Genomic DNA, 22,427 nt, shown 5'->3' with positions numbered 1-22,427 from the left:
ACCCGTCCCGGCTGGGCACGACTACCATCCGCGAGTGCCTAAGACCCTGAAGCGTGCGACGACCGTTCTGGCCCTGGCGGCCTTGACGTGGATCATCACCTCGGGGCTGTTCTCGATCCTCGCCGTCATGCAAGCCGCGGACGGGTCTCGCTTCCGTCCGGAGGATTCGGATCCGCCGGTCATCGTCTGGTTCCTCGTGCTCGGCGTCGTCCAGATGGCGCTGTGCGTGGTGACCCGGGCGGGCCGGAACTGGGCACGGGTGGCCGTCACCGTTTCGGCGAGCCTCATGAGCCTCATCATGCTGATCACCGTGATCGCCGCGGTGGTCGACTATCTGTACGCGACAGGGCGCGCCACCACGGTGGGCGGCGAAGTACAGGTGTCAGGCCTGGGGATCGTCCTCGTCGTGATCGACGCGGTAACCCTCGCGGGGACGGTGCTCGGCATCGCCGGGTTGTACCGGTCCTCGGTCAATGCCTATTTCTCCGAAATCCGGCGACCACACCTCGGCTCGGGTGAAGATCGGACGCTCACTTGACAAGGCGCTGGCCCCTCGCGTCGTAGGCGACGAGCGGGGTCAGCACGCCCGTCGACTCCACGTCCGACGGGGAGAACCAGAAGATCATGACCGACGGGTCCCCGCTCCAGGGCACCACGTTCGCCTCGACCGGCTTTCCCCGGACCGTGCTGGTGATCCGCGTCGCCGGACCGGCGAAGTAGCCGAACACGGGCACGAAGGTGTTCTGGAGGATGTCGCCGCCGTCCACCGCGTGGAAGCCGAAAGACCGGTCGGACCCCTTGAACTCGTTGCTGCCCAGGAGCGCTTCGTAGCTGCCGTCGACGTTCCGGTAGGCGACCTGCAAGCCGAACTCGACGCCCGGCAGAGCCGCCTCGTCGATCGCGAAGGCATAGATCACCAGCTCACGGCCATCCTCGCCCTTAATCCCGAGCGAGGTGGTCTCGCCAAGCGGTGCCGGGCTCGGCGCAGGGTCGGTGACCGCCGGTAGCGACGTCACCGGCGGCTGTGCGGACGTGGTGGTGCTCGCGGCGGGTGGCAGCGGGCGCTGCGAGGGTTCCTTCAACGCGACAGCGCCGACGATGACCAGCACCGTCACCACCGCGGCGGCCACGCCACCCGCGCCGGTCGCGAGACGGCGACGGCGGCGGATGCGCCTGCCCTTGGTCATGATCGCGCCGAGGTCGGGCTCGGCGAACTCCTCGGCAGGCGGTTCCCGCAGTGCCGAGCGCAGCGACTCGAGGTCGGTCATCGTCCCAGCCCGCCGATCAGTTCCGTTCCGTCCTCCGCGGTGATCCGCAGCTTGGTGAGGGCGCGGGAGTTCGTGCTCTTCACGGTGCCCACCGAGACACCCAGCTCGCCGGCCACATCGGACTCCTTCAGATCGAAGAAGTGCCGGAGCACCACGACGGCTCTCTCCCGGTCTGTGAGCGTACGCAACGCGTCAAGCAGCCATTTCCGCTGGACAACGGCCCCGGCGACGTCCGCGCCGCTCGGCCGCTCGGGAACCTCCTCGGTCGCGTTCTCGCGAATGGGCCGCCGCCAGCCGTCGATGATGTGGTTGACGAGGACCTGCCGCGCGTAGGCATAGGCGTCCTTGCGGCGTACCCGCGACCAGGCCGCGTACGTCTTGGCGAGCGCCGTCTGGGCGGCGTCCTCGGCCTGATGGCGGTCACTGGTCAGCAGGTAAGCCGCGTGCTGCAGACGGTTCGACGAGTTCCGAACGAACTCGACGAACTCGTCATCGCCGCGAGCCACCCTGGTCCTCATCTCAGTTCGACGGTTGACCACCTGAAAGGTTGCCTCAACCTTTTCGGGCGGTCTCCCGTAGAGGTCTATGAATGATCTTCGACCACGGGGAGGCAGGGCAAAGAAGATCACCCGGGAAGTGGATGTCTCAGTCGTTCTTGCGCCGGACGAAGCGGAGCGCGACGACCAGCCCGGCGACGACCACGGCGACCGCGAGGACGATCCACACCCAGGTCGGCACCAGGTTGTCGGGAGTGGTCTCCTCCGCGGCCGGAGCGGGGGCGGCGCTCGCCGCGGGCGCCGCGCTGCTGGCCGGGGCCTGGCTGCTCGTCGGCGCGCTGCTGGACGACGGCGGCGCGACCGGGGCGGTGAGGTTGAACTTCACCGAGCCGCTCGCGGCGTGCGTGTCCTCGAAGGTCACCTTGTAGCGGAGGGTGTACTCGCCGGCCGGCCCGACCGCCTGCACCGGCGCCGTGACGACCATCCCGGCGACCTCAGCCCGGCCGACCGTCCACGACGCGTTCTCGGGCCCGGTGATCTGGATGGGGTCGTCGGCGAGAGTGACCGGGCCGGAGAAGGTCAGTTTGATCTGCGTCGGCGGCGTCGCCAGCGAAGCGCCCCGGGCCGGGTCGCTGCTCTTCAGCTCCGAGTGGGCCAGCGCCGGGGTCGCGACGCCCAGCAGGGCGATGCCCGCGACCAGTAGCGACGCGCCGAACCGGTTGAACCTCATCTGACACCCTCCTCGCCGGGGAACTCCCCGTCGAGCCTAGTAGTCGGGCTCGAGAGGGCGACGGTTCCCGGTGGGCCTGCTCGTGAGCGGCAAGGCGGGTGATGGGGTGGCGCTCCGGGTGAGGGGTGTGTGGAAATAGGGACGTTGAGTGTCCCTATTTCCACACAGTCCCGCGGCGCTGCGAGTGCCGCGCCCTGAGGGCGTCGAGATCCAAAGCGAGCTGGGTGCCGTCGAAGTCGAGATGACCTCGCCGGTGTCCTCACCGAAGCTCTCGTAAGCCATTTCCACAGTACGCACGAGCACTCTTCGAAGTTGCCCTAACGCAAGAACCATCACGGAAATCCCCGATGTTTCCGCAGGTCAGCTACATTTCGAGGATGAAAAGGACCTGGGGGCTCTTGTTCGTCGGCATGCTCTTTTTCGTCACCTCTTGTAGCGGCGAGCCGGCGCCGCCGCCGTCCCCGTCGGCCCCGTGGCCCACCTCGGTGAGCAAACCCGCGAGCACCACTCCCACGACACCGCCACCACCCGCCTCGCCCGCCATGATCAGGGAGGCCTGTCCGTTCCTCCCGCTCACCGAGGTCCACCAGATCATGGGCACCGCGGAGTTGGGCCAGGGCAAGAGCCAGCAGGAGGCAGAGGTAGAGGAAGGGGACGGCATCACCAAGTACGCGTGCCTGTACAACGGCGTGAACGGCCTGTACTTGTACGTCGTTCCGGAGAAGGAACAGTCGGTGCCGTCGATGGTGACGCAGACCAAGAAGCAGTGCGTAAAGCCGCCGACGATGTTGCCGGGCATCGGCGATGCGGCCTGGTACTGCGAAGTGGAGGGCGACTTCATGTCGACGGTGGTCTACAAACGCGGACACGGCCAGATCAGGTTCGCGCTGGTTTACCTCATCGGCGAAACCCGGTCCGACGTCTACAAGACGATGGCCGAACGGCTGGCCGAGCGGCTCTGACCGGTCACGAAGAATTGGCTGGTCGACCAGCATTGTGAACAGCTAGGTTCACGCCGTGCACAGATCGAGGGGGACCCTCACCACCGCATTCCTGCTGTTCGCCGTCACGGCTTGCTCGAGCGGCGCCGCGACCGAGCCCACGCCGGCAGCGCCCGCGTCGTCGGCCGCGCCGACGTCCTCGGCGCGGCCGTCCAGCAGCACGCCACCCAGCCCCAGTACCACTCCACCGGCACCACTCGCCAAGATCACCGCGGCCTGCCCTGTCCTGAGCCCGACCGAGTTCCTTCAAGTGATCGGGAGATCAGACGATCTGGTCGCCAACGAGGGCGAAGCCGAACGGGTCGGCACCGGCAAGGCCTACCGGTGCGCTTTCGAGGACCCCAAAGGGAAATACGGGAAATCGGCGGAGCTCTTCGTCGCGGCCATCCCCGGGAACCAGCCGCCTCGCGCGACGATCGACAAGCTCGCGAAGGAATGCAAGCAGCCGATCACGCAGCTTCCGGGTATCGGTGAGCAGGCCTTGTGGTGTTCGATCCCCACCGACGGGCCGGATCTCAACATCCTGGTGACCGCAGGGAAACGCAGCCATGGCGAAACGCGGGTCGCGACGCTGTACATGTACAGCACCAGGAGTGACGTCTACGCGACGCTGGCGAAAATGCTGGCCGACAGGCTGTGATCAGGGGCGCTGCGCGTGGCGGGTGGTCAGCGCGTCGAGGTCGAGGGTGAGCGGGGTGCCGTCGAAGTCGAGATCGACCTTGCCGGTGTGCTCACCGAAGTTCTCGTACTCACCGTCGACCAGACGGTAGGTGACCATGCTCGCCGGGTCGTCGAGGTCGACGATCCAGTAGCGCTCGATGCCGACCTCGGCGTACTCGGAGAACTTGGTGACCCGGTCGGTGCGGACGGTGCCCTCGGACAGGACCTCGATGACCAACCGCGCCGCGTCGGCCGGAACACGAGCGGGACTGCTTTCCATGATCTCTGTTCTGGCCACCACCACGTCGGGTACCCGGACGGTGAGCGGGGCGGTGCCGATGATCATCTCGGCCTCGCTCCAGGCGCTGAATCCGGCGGGCAGCTGGTCATGGAGCAGAAAACCCAGACGCGTGACGGCCCACTGATGGACCAGCAACGGACGCGGCGACGCGACGAAGACCCCTTCGACGACTTCAGCGCGGTGCTCCGGGTCTTCCGGTAGCGCGGCCAAGTCGTCGAGGGTCACGAGGCGGTGATGCCAGTGCACGACACTCATCGAACTCCTCCTTCGCCCGTGATCGCCAGACCATCTCCCACGGTTTCACCAGAACCGTACCATCACACACGGTAGCGAACGAACACTCTACGAGTTGCCCGTACGCAAGAATCACTCCGGAAATCCCCGTTGTTTCCGCAGGTCCGCTACATTTCACCGATGAGAAGAACCTGGGGGCTCTTGTCCGTCGGCACGCTCCTTTTCCTCACCGCCTGTAGCGGTGAGCCCGCTCCGGCGCCGCCACCGGCCCCGCCATCGACGTCAGCGAGCAAAGCCACGAGCACCACGCCGACGACGCCTCCACCGCCCGCCTCACCTGCCAAGATCACCGCGGCCTGCCCGTTCCTGCCGCTCACCGAGGTCCAGCAGATCATGGGCGACGCGATCTATGGCTCGAAAGAGGGGCAGCAGGAAGCCGCGGTGAAGGAAAAGGACGGCATCACCGACTACGCGTGCCACTACAACCGCTCGGACGGCTTCTACCTGAGCGTCGTCGCGGAGCAGGGCTGGTCGGTGCCGTCGATGGCGGCGGAGACCAAGAAGGAGTGCACGAAACCGCCGACGCCGTTGCCGGATATCGGCGAGACGGCGTGGTTCTGCGACGGCAAGGACCAGCGGGTGACGACCGTGGTCTACAAACGCGCCCACGGTCAGATCCGGGTCGCGCTGGTCGACCTTTCCGGCCCGACCCGTTCCGACGTCTACGAGACGATCGCCAAGAGGCTGGCGGAACGCCTCTGACTACTCCGTGAAGTCGCCCGCCGGGGCACCCCAGGACGACGACGTGTCCCCGCGTTCTTCCGCCAGCGCGCGCCGCCGCGCGTTCTCGCCGCGCACACGCTCCACTTCGGACTGGATGTACTCGTCGTCGTAACGCTGGAACACGCGCGCCGGGTTGCCCGCGACCAGGGTGCGCGGCGGGACGTCCTTGGCGACCACGGAATTCGGCTGCACGGTGGCGAAATCGCCGATCGTCACGCCCGCCATGATCACCACGAGGCCGCCGATGAAGCAGCCCTTGCCGATCTTCACCGGTTTGCGCTCGATGAGGTCGCTGCCGGAGTGGTTCTGCAGCGTCATGTTCGCGAGCCAGCTGGAATGCGTGAAGATCAGCGTATTCAGGCCGATGCTGGTGTGCTCGCCGATCTCCAGCCCGCCGCTCGCGTCGAGCGCGGCGCCCTCACCGATCCAGCAGTGTTCGCCGATCTTCAGGTTCTCGGGGCTGATGATCTTGACGCGCTCACGCACCCGCGTCGACTCGGGCAGTCCGTAGAAACGAGCGCGCTCGGCGTCGTTCATGTACTGCGAAACGAGTTCGGTCAGGATCTGCGGACGCAGCCGGTTGCTGCGCTCGTCATCGAAGAACATCGGCCTCGGTCACCAGTTTCTCGAAGGTGCGCAGGTGCTCCTCGGCGACGACGTCGAGGCCGAAGTTGGCCCGCACCATCGAGCTTTCCCGCTGTGCCACCGAAGCCCGCTTCTCCGGGTCGTCGAGCAGTTCGATGACGGTGTTCGCCACCGCCTCGCTGTCGTCCGGCCGCACCAGCAGGATGTTCTCGCCGTTGCGCAGTTCGATGCCGGGGTAGTTGTCCTCGGTGACCGACGCGATGGTCGCGGTGCCCGAGAGCATCGCCTCCAGCGACGCGGTGCCGCAGCCGCCGTTGAGGTCGTGCGTGACGATGTCGGCCGCCGCGAAGTACGAAGGCACATCGGCCTTCGGCACGGCGCCGGTGACGATGATGGCGTCCGCGACACCGAGTTCTTCCGCCCGCTTCAGGAAGACGTCGTGGTACACGCGGCCGACGACGACCACCTTCACGCCGGGGTGCTTGTCCAAAATGGACGGCAGCGCCTCGACCAGCGGGAGCCGGTTGCGCAGCGGGATCACGTGCCCGAGCGAGACGATCACCGGACCGTCGCCCAGGTCGTGCTCCGCGCGGACGTCCTTCGTCAACGGCTTCTCGAAGTTCCCGGTGTCGACGGCGATCGGGAAGTAGTCCGAGTTCTCGTCGCTCGTGCCGTAGCGCTCGACGCAGTAGTCCACGCCGAGTTTGTCGAGGATGACGTACCGCGGCTTGAGGTACCGCAGGATCGGGTTCACCAGCACGGTGTCCAGGAACCGGAAAACGCCGCCGTACAGCTTGTTGTCGCTGATCAGCAGGGTGTGGATGGTCAGCAGCATCGGCAGCTTGTGCCGCCGCGCATACCGCCCGGCCAGCCACGACAGGTCGAAGAACTGCCCGTGCAGGTGGATCGCGTCCGGTTTGAACTCGTCCAGCAGCTTCCGCAGCCGCCGCCAGTTCCCCGGCCGCAGCGAGGCGAAGCTCATGTCGAAGTCGATCGACAGGCCCAGCTGCGGCATCTTCACCGCGGGCAGGCGGACGACGCGATAGCCGTCCTTCGTCTCGTCGGCCGGGGCGTCGGCGTAGGCCGCGGTGATCGCGAGCACCTCGTGCCCGCGCGCCGCGTACTGCTCGGCCAGGGACGCCGCCATGTGCGCGCTTCCGCCCACCCTCGGCGGGAAGAAGTTGTTGACGACAGCGATGCGCATCGCGCGGCTCTCCCCTGGCCCGGCAGTCATTCCGAAGCCTTGACCAGCTCGTACATGCCCTCTTCCACGGAGATCTTCGGCTCCCAGCCGAGGACCTCGCGGGCACGGGTGATGTCCGCGGCACGCCGCGAAACGAGCACGTCGCGCTCGTTGAACAGCGGCTCGACGTTGACGCCGACGGCGTCGATGAGGATCTTCGCGAGCGTCGCGATCGAGGTGTCGATCCCGGTGCCGATGTTGATCGGCACGTTCGCCTCGTCCGACTCCAGCGCCGCGACGACGGCGCGGGCCAGGTCCGTGACGTGCACGAAGTCCATCGACTGGTCGCCGCGGCCGTCGATGATCGGCGGCTGGCCGGCGCGCAGGCGCTGGATGAAGTGGTTGATCACCGACGTGTAGTAGGCCTCGATCTTCTGGCCGGGGCCGTACACGTTGAAGAACCGCAGCGCGTTCCAGGACAGGCCCTTGGTGCGCTCGTAGAAGCCGAGCATGTCCTCGCCCGCGCGCTTCGAGATGCAGTACGGCGTGAGCGGCTTGAGCTCGTCGTCCTCGTGCATCGGCAGCCGCTTCGGGTCGCCGTAGACGGACGCGGTCGACGCGAACACGACCCGCTCGACACCTTCGTCCGCAGCGGCGGCGAAGACGTTGTGGTTGCCGACCATGTTGATGTCGATGGACTCGTGCGGGTCGGCGACCGACTTGTTGATCGACACGGTGGCGAAGTGGATCACGTGCGTGCAGCCGCGCATGGCCTCACGCACGGCGCCGCCGTAGCGCACGTCCTTCTCGACCAGTTCGACCTTGCCGGTGGCGACGAACTCGTTGATCCTGGCGCGGTCGCCACGCGTCATGTTGTCGAAGACGCGGACGGTGTAGCCGCCGTCGATCAGCATCGGGATGACGTGCGCGGCGATGAAACCGCCGCCCCCGGTGAAGAGGACCTTCTTGTCGGGCATTTCTCTCCTAGCTCGGCAGTGCGGCGCTGACGGTCCCGATGACCCGGTCGACCTGGTCATCGGTGAGGTTGGCGTGCATCGGGATGGCGAGATGACGGGCGAAGAGGTCCGCCGATACCGGCAAGGTCTGCTTCTTGCCGTAGATGGGCTGGAGGTGCGAGGCGTAGGTGCCGAAGTTGCACTGCACGCCCTGCTCCCGGATCCGCAGCGCGAGCGCGTCGCGGTCGATCTCCGGGGCCACGGTGAGGATGTAGGCCTGCCACGGGTGTTCGCGGTCGGGCAGTTCCACGGGGACGTCGAGACCGGGCAGGTTTTCGAACGCCTCGTGGTAGCGCTTGGCCACCGAACGGCGGGCCGAGAGCAGGTCCGGGAGCCTGTCCAGCTGGACGTTCATGATCGCGGCCTGCACGTCCGAGAGCCGGAAGTTGTAGCCCAGCTCGTGGAACTCCGGGATCGGCAGCGCGCCGGAACCCTCGCGGGTGATGGCGGGCTCGATGCCGTAGGTGTGCAGCTTGCGCGCGTGCGCGATGAGGTCTTCGCGGTCCGAGACCAGCGCGCCGCCTTCGCCCGCGGTGATGCCCTTGCGGCCGTGGAAGGAGAACGCGGCCAGGTCGGCGAGGCTGCCGGCGGGGCGGGTCTTGTACGTCGCGCCCGCGGCGCAGGCGGCGTCTTCGAAGAGCCACAGGCCGTGCTTGTCGGCGATCGCGCGGTACTCGTCGAAATCGCCGGGCTGCCCGGCGACGTCGACGGCGAGGATGCCGACGGTGCGCGGGGTGATCAGGGCTTCGATCGACGCCGGGTCGGCGCTCCACACGTCCGGGCGAATGTCGGCGAACACCGGGGTCGCGCCCGCCTGGAGCACGGCGTGGCCGGTGGCGGGGAACGTGTAGTCCCCGACGATGATCTCGTCGCCCGGCTTCACGCCGAGTACACGCAGACCGAGGAAGAGTGCGGAGCCACAGTTGCTGGTGGTCAGCGCGTGCGCGGTGCCGACGGTCTTCGCGAAGCGTTCCTCGAAGCGGCGGCACGCGGGGCCGGCACCGGCCAGCCAGCCGGACCGGAACACCTCCGCCACGGCGGCGAGTTCTTCTTCGCCGACGGTCGGCTGACCGAGGACCACGGGTTCGTGCTCAGACATTCCTCTTTACCCTCTCCCGTAGCCCTCTCCCATTGCGTGGGGACCCGGCGAAGTGTATAGACGCCATTCGGCCGATCTCGGGCGGGCTGGATCCGCCCAGGTCAACACACGGTCACCCTCGAACGCCCTACTCTGGCCCCCATGCGATTCGGCGTTCTGGGGGCGACGGAGGTGCGCCGCGAGGACGGCACCGTCGTCCCGGTCGGCGGGCCCAGGGTCCGGACGCTGTTCGCGTTGCTCGCGCTGGAGGCGGGCCGGGTCGTCCCGCCCGAGCGGCTCATCGACGGTCTCTACGGCGAGCAGCCGCCGGACGGCGCCGCGAACGCGCTGCAATCGCAGGTCTCGCGGCTGCGCGGGGCGCTGAAGGACCTCGCGCCCGTCGAGTTCAGCCCGGCGGGTTACCGGCTGGCCGTGGACCCCGACGACGTCGACGCGCTCCGGTTCGAGCGGCTCGCCGCCGAAGGCCGACGCACTCTCGCGACGGGAGACGCCGCGAAGGCGGCGGAACTGCTTCGCGACGCTCTCGCTCTCTGGCGGGGTCCGGCGTTCGCGGACATCACCGACGCGCCGTTCCGCGATCCGCAAGTCACCAGGCTGAACGAGCTGAGGACGTCCGCGGTCGAGGATCGCGTCGAGGCCGAGCTCAAGATGGGAAGGCACGAAGACGTCCTCGCCGAGCTTCGCGAGGTCATCGCAGCCCAACCGCTGCGAGAACGGCCGCGAGCACTGGTGATCCGCGCGCTGCACGCCGCGGGACGCCAGGCCGACGCGCTCACCGCGTTCGAGGACGCCCGCCGCGTCCTGGCCGACGAACTCGGCGCCGACCCCGGACCGGACCTCGCCGCCGCGCATCTGGCGGTCCTGCGCGGCGAGACGCCGAAGGCCAAGACCACGACCGCGCCGCTCCCCGCGCAGCTCACCACCTTCATCGGCCGCGAGGGCGACCTCCGGCACGTGCTCGGCCAGCTGGACCTCTCGCGGCTGGTGACGCTGACCGGGCCTGGCGGGAGCGGCAAGACACGGCTGGCCATCGAGACCGCCGCCGCGACGGACCTCCCGGTGGTCTTCGTCGAACTCGCGCCCTACACCGAGGACGCCGACGTCGCCCATGCCGTGCTGACCGCACTCGGCCTGCGGACGGTCCCGATCGGGGCGGCCACCGCCCCCGTGGAGCACGCGCCGCTGGAGCGGCTGATCGACGCCCTGGCGGACAGGGCGCTCCTGCTGGTGCTCGACAACTGCGAGCACCTGGTCGGCGCCGCCGCGAAACTGACCGCCCGGCTGCTCGGCGCGGCCCCGGCGCTGCGCGTGCTCGCCACCAGCCGGGAGCCGCTGGGCATCACCGGCGAGGTCGTCACCCCCGTGCCGCGGCTCGCCGTGCCGCCGCCGGGCACGCCGCCCGGCCGGTCGCTGGAGTTCGCCGCCATCCGGTTGTTCGCCGACCGGGCTCAGGCCAACGACCCGGGATTCGCCGTCGACGACACCACCGCGGGCGACGTCCAGCGCATCTGTGCCGCGCTCGACGGGCTGCCGCTGGCCATCGAACTCGCCGCGGCGCGCGTGCGGACACTGTCCGCCGGTGAGATCGCCGCGAGGCTGGATGACCGCTTCAAGCTGCTCTCGCGGGGCAGCCGGGTCGCCGAGGACCGGCATCGCACCCTGCGCGGCGTCGTCGAATGGAGCTGGGACCTGCTCGACGAGGACGAACGCCTGCTCGGCAGGCGCCTGACCGTCTTCGCGGGTGGCACGACCCTCGCCGACGCCGAAGCGGTCTGCGCCGTGCCGGACATCGAGGACCTGCTTCCGTCCCTTGTGGACAGATCGCTCGTCGAACGCGGCGGGAACCGGTATCGGATGCTCGAAACCATCCGGGCGTTCTTCGCCGAGAAGCTCACCGAAGCGGACGAGGCCGAGCAGCTGCGGCGCGCGCACGCCGAACACTTCCTCGCCCTCGTCGAAGAGGCGGACCCGCTCCTGCGCACCGGTGACCAGCTCGTCTGGCTCGACCGTCTCGACGACGCCTACGACGATCTCCTGGCCGCGCTGCGCTGGGCGGCCGAAGCCGACATCCGGATCGCTCTGCGGCTTTCGGCCTCACTGGTGACGTACTGGTGGATGCGCGGACGCCGGTTCGAGGGCTCGACGCTGAGCATGGAGGTGGTCAAGCGGCTCGGCCCGCGGCCGCCGGACGGCCTCGAAGAGGAGTACCAGCTCTCCGTGCTCAACGCCACCGCCGGACTTCGCGGTCACGAGGCCCTGGAACGGCACGTTCCGGCGGTGAACGACCTCGTGCGGAACCTGGCCAAGGCGCCCCGGAATCCGGCGCTGCTCCTGCTGATGGGAGTGGTGACCGGTCCGCCCGGTGACGACGACGCGCTGATCAAACGCAGTCAGGCCCTCCTGGCGCACAGCGACGCTTGGAGCCTGGCGCTCGCGCCGACCGGCTACGGGCTCCGTGCGCTGATGCGAGGCGAACTCGAGACGGCGGAAGGGTTCCTGCGCGCCGGGGAGAAGGCGTTCCGGGAGCTCGGGGAGCGCTGGGGCCTTTCGATGGTCCTCGATCACCTGTCACAGATCTTGGTCTGGACGGACCGTCAGGCCGAGGCCCTCGAAACGATGAACGAAGCGCTCCGGTTGATGCGGGAACTCGGCGCGTCCGACGACGACGCGGATCTGCTGTGCCGTCGCGGCGCCAGCAAACTACTCCACGGCGACGCGGCGGGGGCGCGGGCGGATTTCGACCTCGCCATCGCGATCGCGCGCCGCTCGGGGATGCCGGAAAGCCGGGCCACCGGGTACATCGGGCTCGCGTTCCTCGCCCGGCACGAAGGCGATCTGCCCGCGGCTCGCGCACTGAGCGAACTCGCGCTTTCGGAATGCCCCGGCGGTTCGTTCGCGGCCGAGGGGGTCCGCGCCGGGGCGATGATCTCGCTGGGCTGGGTCGCGGCCGCCGAAGGTGACGCCGACCAGGCCGAGGAACTCCACCGGCTGGCGCTCGTCTCGGCGGACAGCTGGCATGACAGCACCACCATGGCCTGCGCCGTCGAAGGCCTCGCCGGGGTCGCGCTGCTCCGGGGCGACCCCGAGCGGGCGGCGGTCCTGATCGGCGCCGCGGTGACCGTGCGGGGCACCGCGTACGCCGTCGATCTGGACGCCGCCCTGCTCCGGACGACCGTGCGGGAGCGGCTCGGTGCCGGCTTCGACCGGTCGTACCGCCAAGGGCTCGGCATGCGCGGCGCCGCTCAATTGACGGGGTTCTGAGTACCGGTCAAGAAGATCCCCTGCGGCGCGAAGCGGCCGACGGCCTCGGCGAGCAGGCGCGGGTCGAGTTCGCTGTCCTGGACCGCGACGTACAGCGGTGCCGCGTTGACCGGGATCGCGCCGAGCCGGGTCATCCCGGGGCCGACCGGGTCGGTGGTCAGGCGGGTGACGTCACGCCACGGGATGACGGTCCGCTCGATCCGGACGCCGACCGCGTCCAGTTCGAAGAGCACCCACTGCTGGTCGTGCAGCGACCGCACGTAGGCGATGGTGCCGCAGCCGACGGCGATCAGGACGACGCGCAGCGCGCCGGGCGCCTCGATCGAGCCGAGCAGGGCGGCGATCGCGAAGAAGGCCACCAGGAGCCCGGTGAGTTTCGCGGCGCCGATCAGGCCCGCGTTCGGCTTGTGCACCCGGAACCGCACGTTCCGCATCAGGTGTTTGGTGAGCACGCCGCCACCGACGGCGGCGGCCAGCGCGATCAGTGTCACCGCCAGCGAGACCGGCGAGAACTCCATGAGGACGTTGTAACCGGCGATCAGGGCGACGAATCCGCCCGCGACGGTCAGCATCAGCGCGAGCTTGCCCTTGCGGACGTCCCGCTCGCGGCGGTCGAGCGAGGCCTGGTCCGGGGTGGCGAGGAAGCCGCCGTCGATGTTCCTCATCGGGCATCACGCTGCGTCGCGGCGGCGCGGCGCTCGCGCTGACGGCGGTCGAGGACGTACAGCAGGGCACCGGCGCCGGCGCTCAACGCGGCGTAGAACAGGTCTTGCAGGCCGTCCTCCGGGTAGCCGGTGGAGAACTCGGCCATCGCGAGCACGACGAAGAGGACGGTGATCACGCCTCCGGCGATGACGTACACCTTGTTGCTGAGCATCGGTTCCCTCGTTTCCGTTGTCGGTGAGGCAACTTTGGCGCGGGGCACATGACATTCCGATGACAGGCGCTGCCAGTGCTGCCAAGCACAGACAGGCGGTCAGCGCGTGGTGCGCGGACGGTCAGCGGCGGCGGACACGCTCCCGGCCATGACTTATCTCGCGGGATCTCCCGAAGACTTCCTCGCCGTGCGGCAGCTGACGTTGCGCGGCACCCAGGCCGAGATCGGCCACGCGCTCGCGGCCGAGATGAAGGCGCGGACCGACTGGACGCCGCCACCGGTCGATCCGATCGTGGCCAAGGCGCGGCGTGTCTGGTTCGAGCGGAACTGGCCGCAGTACGCGGCGCGGACGGCCGGGTTCGCCGAGGCCTACGGGCTCCCGGCCGACGCGGCGGTGTCCTTCGACAACGCCAGCGCCCTGCCCGCCGGGTCGGGCTGTTCGGCGCTGTGGACGGGGAGTGTGCTCGGCCGGAACTACGACTTCTTCACCTTGAGCTGGAGCCAGCTGGGCGCGGTGATGGCGGGTGCGGAGCCCGTCGACGACGGGACGGTGCCGATGGCGTCACGCCCTTACGTCCTGACCACGATCCCCGACGACGGCATCGCCTCGACGTCGCTCTCCATGTCCACAGTGGACGGTGCGATGGAAGGCGTCAACGAGGCCGGGCTCGTCGTCTCCTTGCTGATGGCCGACCTCGAGGCGGCCACGCCGCTGGAGCACGACCCTGGCCCGCAGGCCGGCCTCTCGGTGCCCCAGGTCTGCCGGTACCTGCTGGACACGTGCGAGAACGTCGACGAGGCCAAGGAAGCGCTGATGCTCGCCAAGCAGTACTCGCACGGCGCGCCCTGTCACTACATCGTCGCCGACGCCTCCGGCCGCGGCTTCGTCTACGAACGCGGCGCGCACGACATCGAGTACTTCGTCGAGGTCGCGGACGGGCCGCTGTGCGTCACGAACCATCCGCTGCACCGCTACCCGGACATCGACGCGCTGCCGGAGGACACCCCGGAGACCATGCTCACCTACCAGCGGCTCCGCACCCTCACCAAGGAGGCGGGGGCCGGGCCGCGTGACGCGCTCGACGCGGTGTCCGTCGCGATCGAGCCGGGCGCGCCGTGGCGGACGTTGTGGCGCAGCGTCCTCGACCCGGCGTCCCGCACCATGAGCACCCGGTTCTACCTCGGCGACGGAGAGCACGGCACCGCGCGTCACTCGCCGGAATTCACCTTCGGGGTGTCGCGGTGAGCATCGGCAAGGGCCGCAAGATCGGCACCATCGCGGTCTGCGTACTGGCACAACTGCTGATCGCGATCGACCTGACCGTGCTGCACCTGGTGCTGCCGTCGCTTTCGGAGCAGATGCACCCGTCGACGACGGAAATGCTGTGGATCGCCGACGCGTACGGTTTCGCGCTCGCCGGGCTGCTGATCACGATGGGGAACATCGGTGACCGGGTCGGCCGCAAGAAACTGCTGCTGATCGGGGCATCGCTGTTCGGCGTCGCTTCGGTGATCACGGCGTACGCGCCGACGGCGGAGCTCCTGATCGCCGCCCGCGCGCTGCTCGGGATCGCCGCCGCGACGCTGATGCCGTCGACGTTGTCGATCATCCGGAACGTGTTCACCGGCAAGGAACGCGCGGCCGCGATCGGCGTTTCGAGCGGGCTGACCATCCTCGGTTTCGGCATGGGCCCGCTCGTCGGCGGTGTCCTGCTGGAGCACTTCTGGTGGGGTTCGGTGTTCCTGGTCAACGTGCCGGTGGTGATCGTCATGGTGATCGCGGGCGCGCTGATCCTGCCCGAGTCGAAGAACCCGGCGCCGGGCCGGATCGACGTGCCCAGCGTGCTGCTGTCCGTCGTGGGCATGGTCGGGATCGTCTACACGATCAAGGAAGTCGCGTACCAGGGCTGGGGGCACTGGGACGTCGCGGTCGCGACGGTGCTCGGCCTGGGCTGTGTGCTCGCGTTCGTCCTGCGGCAGCCGAGGCTGGCCGAACCGCTGATGGACCTGAAACTGTTCGCGCAGCGGGCGTTCTCGGCGACCGTCGGCACCACCATCCTGGCGATGTTCGCGCAGCTCGCGGTCTCGCTGATGTTCGCGCAGTACCTGCAGCTGGTGGTGGGCTGGTCGCCACTGAAATCCGGGCTCGCCGGGCTGCCGGGGATGGGCGGCGCGATCGTCGGCGGCGTTTTCGCGCCACTGGCGATCAAGGCCTTCGGCCGGGCGGTCACGATCGCGCTGGGCTGTGCTCTGTCGGCGGTCGGCTTCGCGCTGTACTCGGGTATCGGCGTGACGATCGTCTACACCGACCTGCTCGCCGCGATGATCATCTTCGGCGTCGGGCTGGCGCTGATCCTCGCCGTCGCGACGGACACGGTGCTCGGCGTGGTGCCGAAGGCGAGGGCGGGCGCGGCGTCGGCGATCTCCGAGACGGCGACCGAACTCGGCGGGGCGCTGGGGATCGCCGTCCTCGGCAGTGCGCTCGGCGCGCTGTACCGGAGCGAACTCGTCATCCCGGCGGGTGTGCCGCCCGAGGCGATCTCGGACACCCTCGGCGGCGCCGTCCAGTACGCGGCGCAGTTGCCGCCCGAGCAGGGGGCGTTGATCCTCGGCAACGCGAAACTCGCGTTCGTCGACGGGTTGCAGGTGACGATGGTGTGCTCGGCGGCGCTGATGGCGCTGCTGGCGGTCAGCGCGTTGTTCACGCTGCGCGGCGTGCCGAAGGTCCTTGAGGACCCGGAGGACGAGCCTGCGCCGGTTCCGGTCGCGACGGGCTGAAGGGGCCCTTCCCCGCATAAGACGTCGCGAAGGGCGCTTTCCCCGCATCCGATGCGGGGAAAGCGTCCTTCAGCTCCTCGGTCCGGCGAGCGGCACGGCGTGTTTGTCGCCCGACCGCACCATGGCCAGCAACGGTTTCGCGGCCACGCCCAGCACCCGCGCCGCGAAGGTGCGGCCATTGCGGCGCGCGATGTCCGGGCCGAAGGCGTCCATCAGCGCGACGAGCCCGGGCAGGGGCCGCACGAACAGCGTCACTTCGGTGATGAGCCCGTCCTCGCGGAGCTTCAGCACCGCGGCTTCTTCGATCTCCTCCGCGCCGATGCGTGCGGTGTAGACGACGACCCGCGTCGAGGCGTCGCCCGTGTCGGTGTGGAAGCTGACGTCACGCAGATGCGAGTAGGCGACTTCCAGCAGCGGCCGGAGTTCTTCGTGCCCGGTGAACCGGACGCGGCTGGTCAGCGGCGAGTGCACGACCGCGTCCGGCGCGAAGGCGCTCAGCGCGAGTTCCACGTCTTGGGTCTCGAGGGCCCGGCGGTACCGCTCGGTGGTGTCGATGCTCATGTGTCCTCCTGGATAAGGGCTCCCAGACCGCGCCACAACAGATCCGTCGTGAGCGCGACGACTTGCTCCCGCGGGATGTCGCGGTTGCTCCACCACCAGGTGGCGATGGCGTTCAGCGCGCTCTTCGCCGCTTCGGCGAGCGCTTCGTTCGCGCGGTCGCGCGGCAGGTCCGCGGTCAGCGCCAGGCCGGGGACCTGGGCGAACACCTCGGTCAGCTGCCCGGTGGCCCTGGCCTGCCCGCGCCGGTGAGCCTCGGCGACACCCTCGTCGGACGGCGTTTCGGCGAAGATCATCCGCCAACCGCGTTCGTTCGTCTCCATCCACGCGAAGATCGCCGCCACCCTGGTACGCAGCAGCTCCTCCGCGGTGCCCGACGGCGGCAGCCCGCCCCAGCCGGCCAGCAGACTGTCCACTTCGGACTCCAGCAGGCCGGCGTACAGCCGGGCCTTGGACGGGAAATGGTCGTAGAGCACGGGTGTGCTGATCCCGGCCGCCGTCGCGACCTCGCGCATCCCCGCCGCGTCGTAGCCGGACGCGGCGAACACCCGCGCCGCCGCGGCCAGGATCCGCTCCCGGCGTTCTTCCCTGCTCAACCGCTTACCTGACATCGGTCAGGTACGCTACCACGCTACCTGACAGCTGTCAGGTAGCGTTCCGGGTAACCTGGTCGATCGTGCGCACAGTCGTAGTCATCGGGGGCGGAATCGTCGGGCTCGCCACCGCCTGGGAGCTGACCAAACGTGGCCTGGACGTCACGGTGCTCGAGAAGGAGGACCGCTGGGCGGCCCACCAGACCGGGCACAACTCGAACGTCGTGCACGCGGGGCTCTACTACAAGCCGGGTTCCTTCAAGGCCAGGATGTCCACCGCGGGCAACCGGTCCATTGTGGACTTCGCACGGCAGTACGGGGTGCCGGTGGAGGTCTGCGGCAAACTCGTCGTCGCCACCTCCGAAGCGGAGCTTCCGGCGCTGAAGGTGCTCGCCGAACGGGCCGAAGCCAACGGCGTCCCGGCCAAGCTGATCACCCCGAGCGAAGCCCGCGAGTACGAACCCGAGGTCTCGTGCGTCGCCGCGCTGCGCGTGGAGTCCACCGGCATCATCGATTTCCCGGCCGTGTGCACCGCGCTCGTGCGGCTGCTCGACGAATCCGACGCCGACCTCCGCCTCGGCACGCCCGCGCTGGGGATCCGCGCGGGCAGCACCGGCGGCGTCGAGGTGGCGACCGGCGACGACGTGATCCACGCGGACGCGCTCGTCAACTGCGCGGGCCTGCACGCCGACCGCGTCGCGCGGCTCGCCGGGCTCACCCCGAGCGCGCGGATCGTGCCGTTCCGCGGCGAGTACTACGAACTGAAGCCCGAACGCCGCCATCTGGTGCGCGGCCTGATCTACCCGGTCCCGGACGCGTCGCTGCCGTTCCTCGGCGTGCACCTGACCCGCATGCTCGACGGCAGCGTGCACGCCGGCCCCAACGCCGTGCTCGCGCTGCGCCGCGAGGGCTACACCTGGCGCGACGTCTCCGCGAAGGACCTCGCCGAAGTCGCCCGCTTCCCCGGCGTCTGGCGGCTCGCGCGCAAGTACGCGTACCCGACCGGGCTCGACGAGGTCCGCCGGTCGTTCTCCCGCCGCCGCTTCGCCGAAAGCCTCGCGCGGCTCGTGCCCGCCGTCACCGAGGACGACATCGTGCGGCACGGCTCCGGCGTCCGGGCACAGGCGCTGCGCCCGGACGGCGCCCTCGTCGACGACTTCCTGATCGAGACCGCGCGGAACCAGGTGCACGTCCTCAACGCACCCTCACCGGCGGCGACCAGCGCACTGGAGATCGCGAAGCACATCGCCGACGAGGTGTCCGACTAAGCGGCGGGCGCGTTCGCGGTCACGAGCGGCATCACGGTCTGCGGGATCTCGCAGGCCTTGGCATTGTCGCTGAGGTCGCCGGTGTCGAGCTTGATCGACGAGGTCTCCGTGATCGGGAAGAGCGCGACGCAGATCGGGCTGTCCGGAGCGGAGTAGACGATCCATTTCCGCCCGTTGACCATCTGCTCGGCGGGGGTGCCTTCCAGCCCGGGCACGTCCTCGGTCCTGGTCGCCGTGTAGACCCAGAGGTCGAGCGCCTTCTTGCCCTTGTCTCCGTCCGTGTCGTCCCACTGGCAGCCGTTCTTGGGATCCCGCGATGAGCCGTTCATCGGCCGCGCGGGCAAGAGGTTGAGCGGGGCCACCTGCTCGGGCTTGAGCAGGGTGCACGGGTCGACGTTCACCAGCGGACCGGACGGCTCGACCGGCTTCTGCCCCGGCGGCGCGGTGATCTCCGGGCTCGGCTGCCCACCGGGCAGATGCGAGGCGACCGCGGGGAGCGCGGCCTTCGCCAGGTCACAGGCCTTGGAGTTGTCGCTGCCGGGGGCATCACTGGAGACCTCGACGAACGTTTTCGCGTCCAGTTCCGTGGTCAGCGAGCAGTAGCTCGGCCCGAGGATGGTCGCGTACCGCGTCCAGGTGAACCCGCCGACGCCGAACTTCTCCCCGGGCAGCGCGCCCGCGTAGTAGTCCTCCGCCGAGAGGTCCTTGCTCTGCGAGACCTCCAGCGCGACGCCGTCCGGCGCGTCCTCCAGTTCGGGGAACCGGCAGACCGCGGCGATCTTCTGCTCGGGTTTCGCCGGGCGTTCCTTGCCCGGATACGTGACGCCCAGCGCGGCCGCCTGCTCCGGCGTCAGCAGCGCGCACGGCTCGGCCTTCGTGATGACCGGCCCCTGTCCCGGGACCGGCGAGGCCGACCCGCCGATCGTCGACGTGCAGGCGCCGAGCGCCAGCACCGCCAGCCCGATCGCGAGCGAATTCCGATACCGCATGCGTCCCTCCTCCGGTCCCTACTTCGATGCGGGTGTGAGGACCTCGGTTCCGCCGAGGAAGGGGCGAAGCGCTTCCGGCACCCGGACCGAACCGTCTTCGAGCTGGTGGTTCTCCAGGATCGCGACGATCCACCGCGTGGTGGCGAGCGTGCCGTTCAGCGTGGCGACGGTCTGCGGGCGGCCGTCGTCGTCGCGGTAGCGGATGCCGAGGCGGCGGGCCTGGAACGTCGTGCAGTTCGACGTCGACGTCAGCTCGCGGTAGGTCTCCTGCGACGGCACCCACGCCTCGCAGTCGAACTTCCGGTACGCGGACGTGCCGAGGTCGCCGGTGGCGGTGTCGATCACCCGGTACGGGACCTCGATCTTGGCGAGCATCTGCTCTTCCCAGTCCAGCAGGCGCGCGTGCTCGGCTTCGGCGTCCTCGGGACGCGTGTAGACGAACATCTCGACCTTGTCGAACTGGTGGACGCGGATGATGCCGCGGGTGTCCTTGCCGTACGAACCGGCCTCGCGGCGGTAGCAGGACGACCAGCCCGCGTAGCGCTTCGGGCCCTTCGCCAGGTCCAGGATCTCGTCGGCGTGGTAGCCGGCGAGCGGGACCTCGGAGGTGCCGACGAGGTACAGGTCGTCGTCGCGCAGCCGGTAGACCTCCGACGAGTGCGCACCGAGGAAGCCGGTGCCCGCCATGATCTCCGGCCGGACGAGGCTCGGCGTGATCATCGGCGTGAACCCGTTCGCCGTCGCCTGCGCGACGGCCATGTTCAGCAGGCCGAGCTGCAGCTGGGCGCCGATGCCGGTGAGGAAGTAGAACCGCGAGCCCGAGACCTTCGCGCCGCGCTCCATGTCGAGCGCGCCGAGGCCCTCGCAGAGTTCGAGGTGGTCCTTGGGCGTGAAGTCGAACTTCTTCGGCTCGCCGACGTGCTTGAGCACGACGTAGTCGTCCTCGCCGCCTTCGGGGGCTTCGGGGTGGACCAGGTTCGGCACCAGGCGGTGCAGCTGCTCGAACTCCTCCGACGCCTCGGTCTGCTCGACCTCGGCGGCCTTCACCTGGGCGGCGAGTCCCTTCGCCTTGGCGAGCAGTTCGGCCCGTTCCTCGCCCTGCGCCTTCGGGACGAGCTTGCCCAGCGACTTCTGCTCGGCACGCAGCGTGTTGGCGGCGGCGATCGAAGACCGGCGGCGGGAGTCGAGGGAGAGCAGCTTGTCGACCACTCCTTCGTCCTCGCCACGGGCGCGCTGCGAAGCGCGCACGACGTCCGGGTCATCGCGCAGAGTCCTGGGGTCAATCACGATTGCAGAGGTTAGTCCTAGCGCCGAGCGCCCTTCGAGGCAGTTTCCCCGTACAGACTGTGCGGGCCGCCGCGGATAACCCGACAGTCTGATCGTTGTCGCCCGTTTCGGGCCCTCCCCATACTGAGATCTCCCTGCTGCGGACGGAGAAAACGCGATGACCGATGCGGACCTGCTGGCGCGGCACAAGGCGGTACTGCCGTCCTGGCTGGCGCTCTACTACGACGAGCCGATCGAGATCGTGCACGCGCAGGACCGCCGGGTCATCGACTCGACCGGGCGGAGCTACCTCGACTTCTTCGCGGGCATCCTGACGAACTCGATGGGCTACGACGTCTCGGCGATCAGCGACGCCGTGCGCAAGCAACTCGACACGGGGATCCTGCACACCTCGACGCTGTACCTGATCCGCTCGCAGGTCGAACTGGCCGAGCGCATCGCGAAGCTCTCCGGCATCCCCGACGCGAAGGTGTTCTTCACCAACTCCGGGACCGAGGCCAACGACACCGCGCTGATGCTCGCCACCCAGTACCGGCGCAGCAACCAGGTGCTGGCGATGCGGAACTCGTACCACGGGCGGTCGTTCGCGACGGTCGGCATCACGGGCAACCGCGGCTGGTCGGCGTCGTCGCTCAGCCCGGTGAAGGTGAGCTACGTCCACGGCGGCTACCGGTACCGCAGCCCGTTCCGGGCGCTTTCGGACACGGAGTACATCGACGCGTGCGTCGCGGACCTGGTCGACGTCCTGGAGACGGGCACCTCGGGCGACGTCGCCTGCATGATCGCCGAGCCGATCCAGGGCGTCGGCGGGTTCAGCTCACCGCCGGACGGCCTGTTCAAGGCGATGAAGGAGGTCCTCGACCAGTACGGGATCCTGTTCATCTCCGACGAGGTCCAGACCGGCTGGGGACGGACCGGGGAACACTACTGGGGGATCCAGGCGCATGACGTCGTCCCCGACGCGATGACCTTCGCGAAGGGCCTCGGCAACGGCCTCGCGATCGGCGGTCTCGTGGCCCGCGGCGACCTCGTCGACTGCCTGACCGCGAACTCGATCTCGACCTTCGGCGGCAACCCGGTCGCGATGGCGGGCGCGGCGGCGGTCCTCGACCACATCGCCGACCACGACCTCCAGGCCAACGCACTCGCCCGGGGCAACGAGCTGCTGTCCGGCCTGCGCGCTTCGGGGCATCCGCTGATCGGGGACGTCCGCGGCAAGGGCCTGATGATCGGCGTCGAACTGGTCGAACCGGGCGGCATGGAGCCGGACACCCAGGCCGCGGCGCGGATGATGGAGGAGACCAAGGCGCGCGGGCTGCTGATCGGCAAGGGCGGGCTGCACGGCAACGTGCTGCGGATCGCGCCGCCGATGACGCTCACCGCCGACGAGGCCGCGGAGGGCCTGGGGATCATCGTGGACGCACTAGCCGCCGCCATCTCCTGACCCGCGTGCAATGAA

The 22,427-nt window shown here is 69.2% G+C and carries 25 protein-coding genes; 9 read left to right on the top strand and 16 right to left on the bottom strand.

Translation table 11 applies throughout. From position 1 onward, the window contains the following. Window positions 1-34: 34 nt before the first annotated feature. On the top strand, window positions 35-538 hold the full coding sequence (locus tag ACLJRM_RS24345) for a hypothetical protein (protein WP_146044305.1): 504 nt from the start codon (window positions 35-37) through the stop codon (window positions 536-538). On the opposite strand, the gene ACLJRM_RS24340 is transcribed toward ACLJRM_RS24345, so the two are convergent. The 4 genes from ACLJRM_RS24340 to ACLJRM_RS24325 form a co-directional block, all read right to left on the bottom strand. Then, window positions 531-1,268, bottom strand: a complete 738-nt coding sequence (locus ACLJRM_RS24340; RefSeq protein WP_410664377.1) for a hypothetical protein — start codon at window positions 1,266-1,268, stop codon at window positions 531-533. The genes ACLJRM_RS24345 and ACLJRM_RS24340 overlap by 8 nt on opposite strands. Then, a complete protein-coding gene (locus ACLJRM_RS24335) occupies window positions 1,265-1,774 on the bottom strand; it encodes a SigE family RNA polymerase sigma factor (protein ID WP_101611772.1) in 510 nt (169 codons plus the stop codon). The genes ACLJRM_RS24340 and ACLJRM_RS24335 overlap by 4 nt, the downstream gene beginning before the upstream one ends. A 139-nt stretch (window positions 1,775-1,913) precedes the next feature. Beyond that, window positions 1,914-2,495 (bottom strand): copper resistance protein CopC, encoded by a 582-nt coding sequence (locus ACLJRM_RS24330; protein WP_101611771.1) that lies wholly within the window; start codon window positions 2,493-2,495, stop codon window positions 1,914-1,916. A gap of 364 nt (window positions 2,496-2,859) precedes the next feature. Next, entirely contained in the window at window positions 2,860-3,072 is a 213-nt protein-coding gene (locus ACLJRM_RS24325) for a hypothetical protein (RefSeq protein WP_410664376.1), read from the bottom strand. Between the two features lie 16 nt (window positions 3,073-3,088). Here ACLJRM_RS24325 and ACLJRM_RS24320 point away from each other — a divergent pair, with 16 nt between their 5' ends. Beyond that, the gene (locus ACLJRM_RS24320) at window positions 3,089-3,457 is read left to right on the top strand and encodes a hypothetical protein (RefSeq protein ID WP_410664375.1); all 369 of its coding nucleotides are present in this window, start codon (window positions 3,089-3,091) and stop codon (window positions 3,455-3,457) included. Window positions 3,458-3,505: 48 nt separating this feature from the next. On the opposite strand, the gene ACLJRM_RS24315 is transcribed toward ACLJRM_RS24320, so the two are convergent. Further along, window positions 3,506-3,706: a hypothetical protein gene (locus tag ACLJRM_RS24315; protein WP_410601732.1), complete on the bottom strand. Its 201-nt coding sequence runs from the start codon at window positions 3,704-3,706 to the stop codon at window positions 3,506-3,508. A 40-nt stretch (window positions 3,707-3,746) separates the two neighbouring features. On the opposite strand from ACLJRM_RS24315, the gene ACLJRM_RS24310 reads away from it, so the two are divergent. After that, a complete protein-coding gene (locus ACLJRM_RS24310; protein WP_101611767.1) occupies window positions 3,747-4,136 on the top strand; it encodes a hypothetical protein in 390 nt (129 codons plus the stop codon). On the opposite strand, the gene ACLJRM_RS24305 is transcribed toward ACLJRM_RS24310, so the two are convergent. Next, window positions 4,137-4,712 carry a Uma2 family endonuclease gene (locus ACLJRM_RS24305; protein WP_410664374.1) on the bottom strand — a complete coding sequence of 192 codons (576 nt, stop codon included), beginning with the start codon at window positions 4,710-4,712 and terminating at the stop codon, window positions 4,137-4,139. Between the two features lie 159 nt (window positions 4,713-4,871). Between ACLJRM_RS24305 and ACLJRM_RS24300 the strand changes: the two genes are divergently transcribed. Next, window positions 4,872-5,453, top strand: a complete 582-nt coding sequence (locus ACLJRM_RS24300) for a hypothetical protein (RefSeq protein ID WP_410664373.1) — start codon at window positions 4,872-4,874, stop codon at window positions 5,451-5,453. On the opposite strand, the gene ACLJRM_RS24295 is transcribed toward ACLJRM_RS24300, so the two are convergent. From ACLJRM_RS24295 to ACLJRM_RS24280, 4 genes are read right to left on the bottom strand one after another with little or no spacing between them, the layout of a single operon-like run. Beyond that, window positions 5,454-6,080 (bottom strand): acyltransferase, encoded by a 627-nt coding sequence (locus ACLJRM_RS24295; RefSeq protein WP_101611763.1) that lies wholly within the window; start codon window positions 6,078-6,080, stop codon window positions 5,454-5,456. It lies immediately after the preceding gene. Beyond that, window positions 6,067-7,263 carry a glycosyltransferase family 4 protein gene (locus ACLJRM_RS24290; RefSeq protein ID WP_101611762.1) on the bottom strand — a complete coding sequence of 399 codons (1,197 nt, stop codon included), beginning with the start codon at window positions 7,261-7,263 and terminating at the stop codon, window positions 6,067-6,069. The genes ACLJRM_RS24295 and ACLJRM_RS24290 overlap by 14 nt, the downstream gene beginning before the upstream one ends. Window positions 7,264-7,289: 26 nt before the next feature. Next, on the bottom strand, window positions 7,290-8,219 hold the full coding sequence (locus tag ACLJRM_RS24285) for an NAD-dependent epimerase/dehydratase family protein (protein WP_101611761.1): 930 nt from the start codon (window positions 8,217-8,219) through the stop codon (window positions 7,290-7,292). A gap of 7 nt (window positions 8,220-8,226) precedes the next feature. Then, complete coding sequence (locus ACLJRM_RS24280; protein ID WP_101611760.1) at window positions 8,227-9,357, bottom strand: DegT/DnrJ/EryC1/StrS family aminotransferase; 1,131 nt, start codon at window positions 9,355-9,357, stop codon at window positions 8,227-8,229. 141 nt (window positions 9,358-9,498) lie between these two features. Here ACLJRM_RS24280 and ACLJRM_RS24275 point away from each other — a divergent pair, with 141 nt between their 5' ends. Beyond that, window positions 9,499-12,618: a BTAD domain-containing putative transcriptional regulator gene (locus ACLJRM_RS24275; protein WP_410664372.1), complete on the top strand. Its 3,120-nt coding sequence runs from the start codon at window positions 9,499-9,501 to the stop codon at window positions 12,616-12,618. Here ACLJRM_RS24275 and ACLJRM_RS24270 read toward each other — a convergent pair. Further along, window positions 12,600-13,283 carry a hypothetical protein gene (locus tag ACLJRM_RS24270; RefSeq protein WP_410664371.1) on the bottom strand — a complete coding sequence of 228 codons (684 nt, stop codon included), beginning with the start codon at window positions 13,281-13,283 and terminating at the stop codon, window positions 12,600-12,602. The genes ACLJRM_RS24275 and ACLJRM_RS24270 overlap by 19 nt on opposite strands. After that, a complete protein-coding gene (locus ACLJRM_RS24265; RefSeq protein WP_410664370.1) occupies window positions 13,280-13,495 on the bottom strand; it encodes a hypothetical protein in 216 nt (71 codons plus the stop codon). The genes ACLJRM_RS24270 and ACLJRM_RS24265 overlap by 4 nt, the downstream gene beginning before the upstream one ends. A 148-nt stretch (window positions 13,496-13,643) precedes the next feature. On the opposite strand from ACLJRM_RS24265, the gene ACLJRM_RS24260 reads away from it, so the two are divergent. Together ACLJRM_RS24260 and ACLJRM_RS24255 are read left to right on the top strand one after the other, a co-directional pair. Continuing rightward, entirely contained in the window at window positions 13,644-14,741 is a 1,098-nt protein-coding gene (locus ACLJRM_RS24260; RefSeq protein WP_410664369.1) for a C45 family autoproteolytic acyltransferase/hydolase, read from the top strand. After that, window positions 14,738-16,273, top strand: coding sequence for an MFS transporter (locus tag ACLJRM_RS24255; protein ID WP_410664368.1), 1,536 nt, complete (start codon window positions 14,738-14,740; stop codon window positions 16,271-16,273). Before ACLJRM_RS24260 ends, ACLJRM_RS24255 begins: the two co-directional genes overlap by 4 nt. Before the next feature lie 69 nt (window positions 16,274-16,342). On the opposite strand, the gene ACLJRM_RS24250 is transcribed toward ACLJRM_RS24255, so the two are convergent. Both ACLJRM_RS24250 and ACLJRM_RS24245 read right to left on the bottom strand, forming a co-directional pair. Beyond that, entirely contained in the window at window positions 16,343-16,834 is a 492-nt protein-coding gene (locus tag ACLJRM_RS24250; protein WP_101611754.1) for a nuclear transport factor 2 family protein, read from the bottom strand. Further along, window positions 16,831-17,427: a TetR/AcrR family transcriptional regulator gene (locus tag ACLJRM_RS24245; RefSeq protein ID WP_101611753.1), complete on the bottom strand. Its 597-nt coding sequence runs from the start codon at window positions 17,425-17,427 to the stop codon at window positions 16,831-16,833. The genes ACLJRM_RS24250 and ACLJRM_RS24245 overlap by 4 nt, the downstream gene beginning before the upstream one ends. An 8-nt stretch (window positions 17,428-17,435) precedes the next feature. On the opposite strand from ACLJRM_RS24245, the gene lhgO reads away from it, so the two are divergent. After that, a complete protein-coding gene (gene lhgO, locus ACLJRM_RS24240; RefSeq protein WP_410664533.1) occupies window positions 17,436-18,692 on the top strand; it encodes an L-2-hydroxyglutarate oxidase in 1,257 nt (418 codons plus the stop codon). Here the strand turns inward: lhgO and ACLJRM_RS24235 are convergent. Continuing rightward, on the bottom strand, window positions 18,689-19,681 hold the full coding sequence (locus tag ACLJRM_RS24235; RefSeq protein ID WP_410664367.1) for a DUF3558 family protein: 993 nt from the start codon (window positions 19,679-19,681) through the stop codon (window positions 18,689-18,691). The two genes, lhgO and ACLJRM_RS24235, sit on opposite strands and share 4 nt — an antisense overlap. A gap of 18 nt (window positions 19,682-19,699) precedes the next feature. Then, window positions 19,700-20,968 (bottom strand): serine--tRNA ligase, encoded by a 1,269-nt coding sequence (serS, locus tag ACLJRM_RS24230; RefSeq protein WP_101611750.1) that lies wholly within the window; start codon window positions 20,966-20,968, stop codon window positions 19,700-19,702. Between the two features lie 157 nt (window positions 20,969-21,125). Between serS and ACLJRM_RS24225 the strand changes: the two genes are divergently transcribed. Beyond that, on the top strand, window positions 21,126-22,412 hold the full coding sequence (locus ACLJRM_RS24225) for an aspartate aminotransferase family protein (protein WP_410664366.1): 1,287 nt from the start codon (window positions 21,126-21,128) through the stop codon (window positions 22,410-22,412). The last annotated feature ends 15 nt before the right edge of the window (window positions 22,413-22,427 follow it).

Source organism: Amycolatopsis sp. lyj-84 (genome assembly GCF_046549075.1).
Classification (GTDB): domain Bacteria; phylum Actinomycetota; class Actinomycetes; order Mycobacteriales; family Pseudonocardiaceae; genus Amycolatopsis.
Note: the sequence above shows the minus strand (reverse complement) of the source record. Positions and strands in the feature narration are given on the sequence as shown.

Excerpts from the sequence above, each read along its gene's own strand:
- ACLJRM_RS24305 (WP_410664374.1), bottom strand. The coding sequence starts at position 4,712 with ATGAGTGTCGTGCACTGGCATCACCGCCTCGTGACCCTCGACGACTTG.
- ACLJRM_RS24330 (WP_101611771.1), bottom strand. The coding sequence starts at position 2,495 with ATGAGGTTCAACCGGTTCGGCGCGTCGCTACTGGTCGCGGGCATCGCC.
- ACLJRM_RS24340 (WP_410664377.1), bottom strand. The coding sequence starts at position 1,268 with ATGACCGACCTCGAGTCGCTGCGCTCGGCACTGCGGGAACCGCCTGCC.
- ACLJRM_RS24320 (WP_410664375.1), top strand. The coding sequence starts at position 3,089 with ATGGGCACCGCGGAGTTGGGCCAGGGCAAGAGCCAGCAGGAGGCAGAG.
- ACLJRM_RS24235 (WP_410664367.1), bottom strand. The coding sequence starts at position 19,681 with ATGCGGTATCGGAATTCGCTCGCGATCGGGCTGGCGGTGCTGGCGCTC.
- ACLJRM_RS24295 (WP_101611763.1), bottom strand. The coding sequence starts at position 6,080 with ATGTTCTTCGATGACGAGCGCAGCAACCGGCTGCGTCCGCAGATCCTG.
- ACLJRM_RS24285 (WP_101611761.1), bottom strand. The coding sequence starts at position 8,219 with ATGCCCGACAAGAAGGTCCTCTTCACCGGGGGCGGCGGTTTCATCGCC.
- ACLJRM_RS24265 (WP_410664370.1), bottom strand. The coding sequence starts at position 13,495 with ATGCTCAGCAACAAGGTGTACGTCATCGCCGGAGGCGTGATCACCGTC.
- ACLJRM_RS24260 (WP_410664369.1), top strand. The coding sequence starts at position 13,644 with ATGACTTATCTCGCGGGATCTCCCGAAGACTTCCTCGCCGTGCGGCAG.
- ACLJRM_RS24270 (WP_410664371.1), bottom strand. The coding sequence starts at position 13,283 with ATGAGGAACATCGACGGCGGCTTCCTCGCCACCCCGGACCAGGCCTCG.
- ACLJRM_RS24300 (WP_410664373.1), top strand. The coding sequence starts at position 4,872 with ATGAGAAGAACCTGGGGGCTCTTGTCCGTCGGCACGCTCCTTTTCCTC.
- ACLJRM_RS24290 (WP_101611762.1), bottom strand. The coding sequence starts at position 7,263 with ATGCGCATCGCTGTCGTCAACAACTTCTTCCCGCCGAGGGTGGGCGGA.
- ACLJRM_RS24275 (WP_410664372.1), top strand. The coding sequence starts at position 9,499 with ATGCGATTCGGCGTTCTGGGGGCGACGGAGGTGCGCCGCGAGGACGGC.
- ACLJRM_RS24225 (WP_410664366.1), top strand. The coding sequence starts at position 21,126 with ATGACCGATGCGGACCTGCTGGCGCGGCACAAGGCGGTACTGCCGTCC.
- ACLJRM_RS24250 (WP_101611754.1), bottom strand. The coding sequence starts at position 16,834 with ATGAGCATCGACACCACCGAGCGGTACCGCCGGGCCCTCGAGACCCAA.
- ACLJRM_RS24280 (WP_101611760.1), bottom strand. The coding sequence starts at position 9,357 with ATGTCTGAGCACGAACCCGTGGTCCTCGGTCAGCCGACCGTCGGCGAA.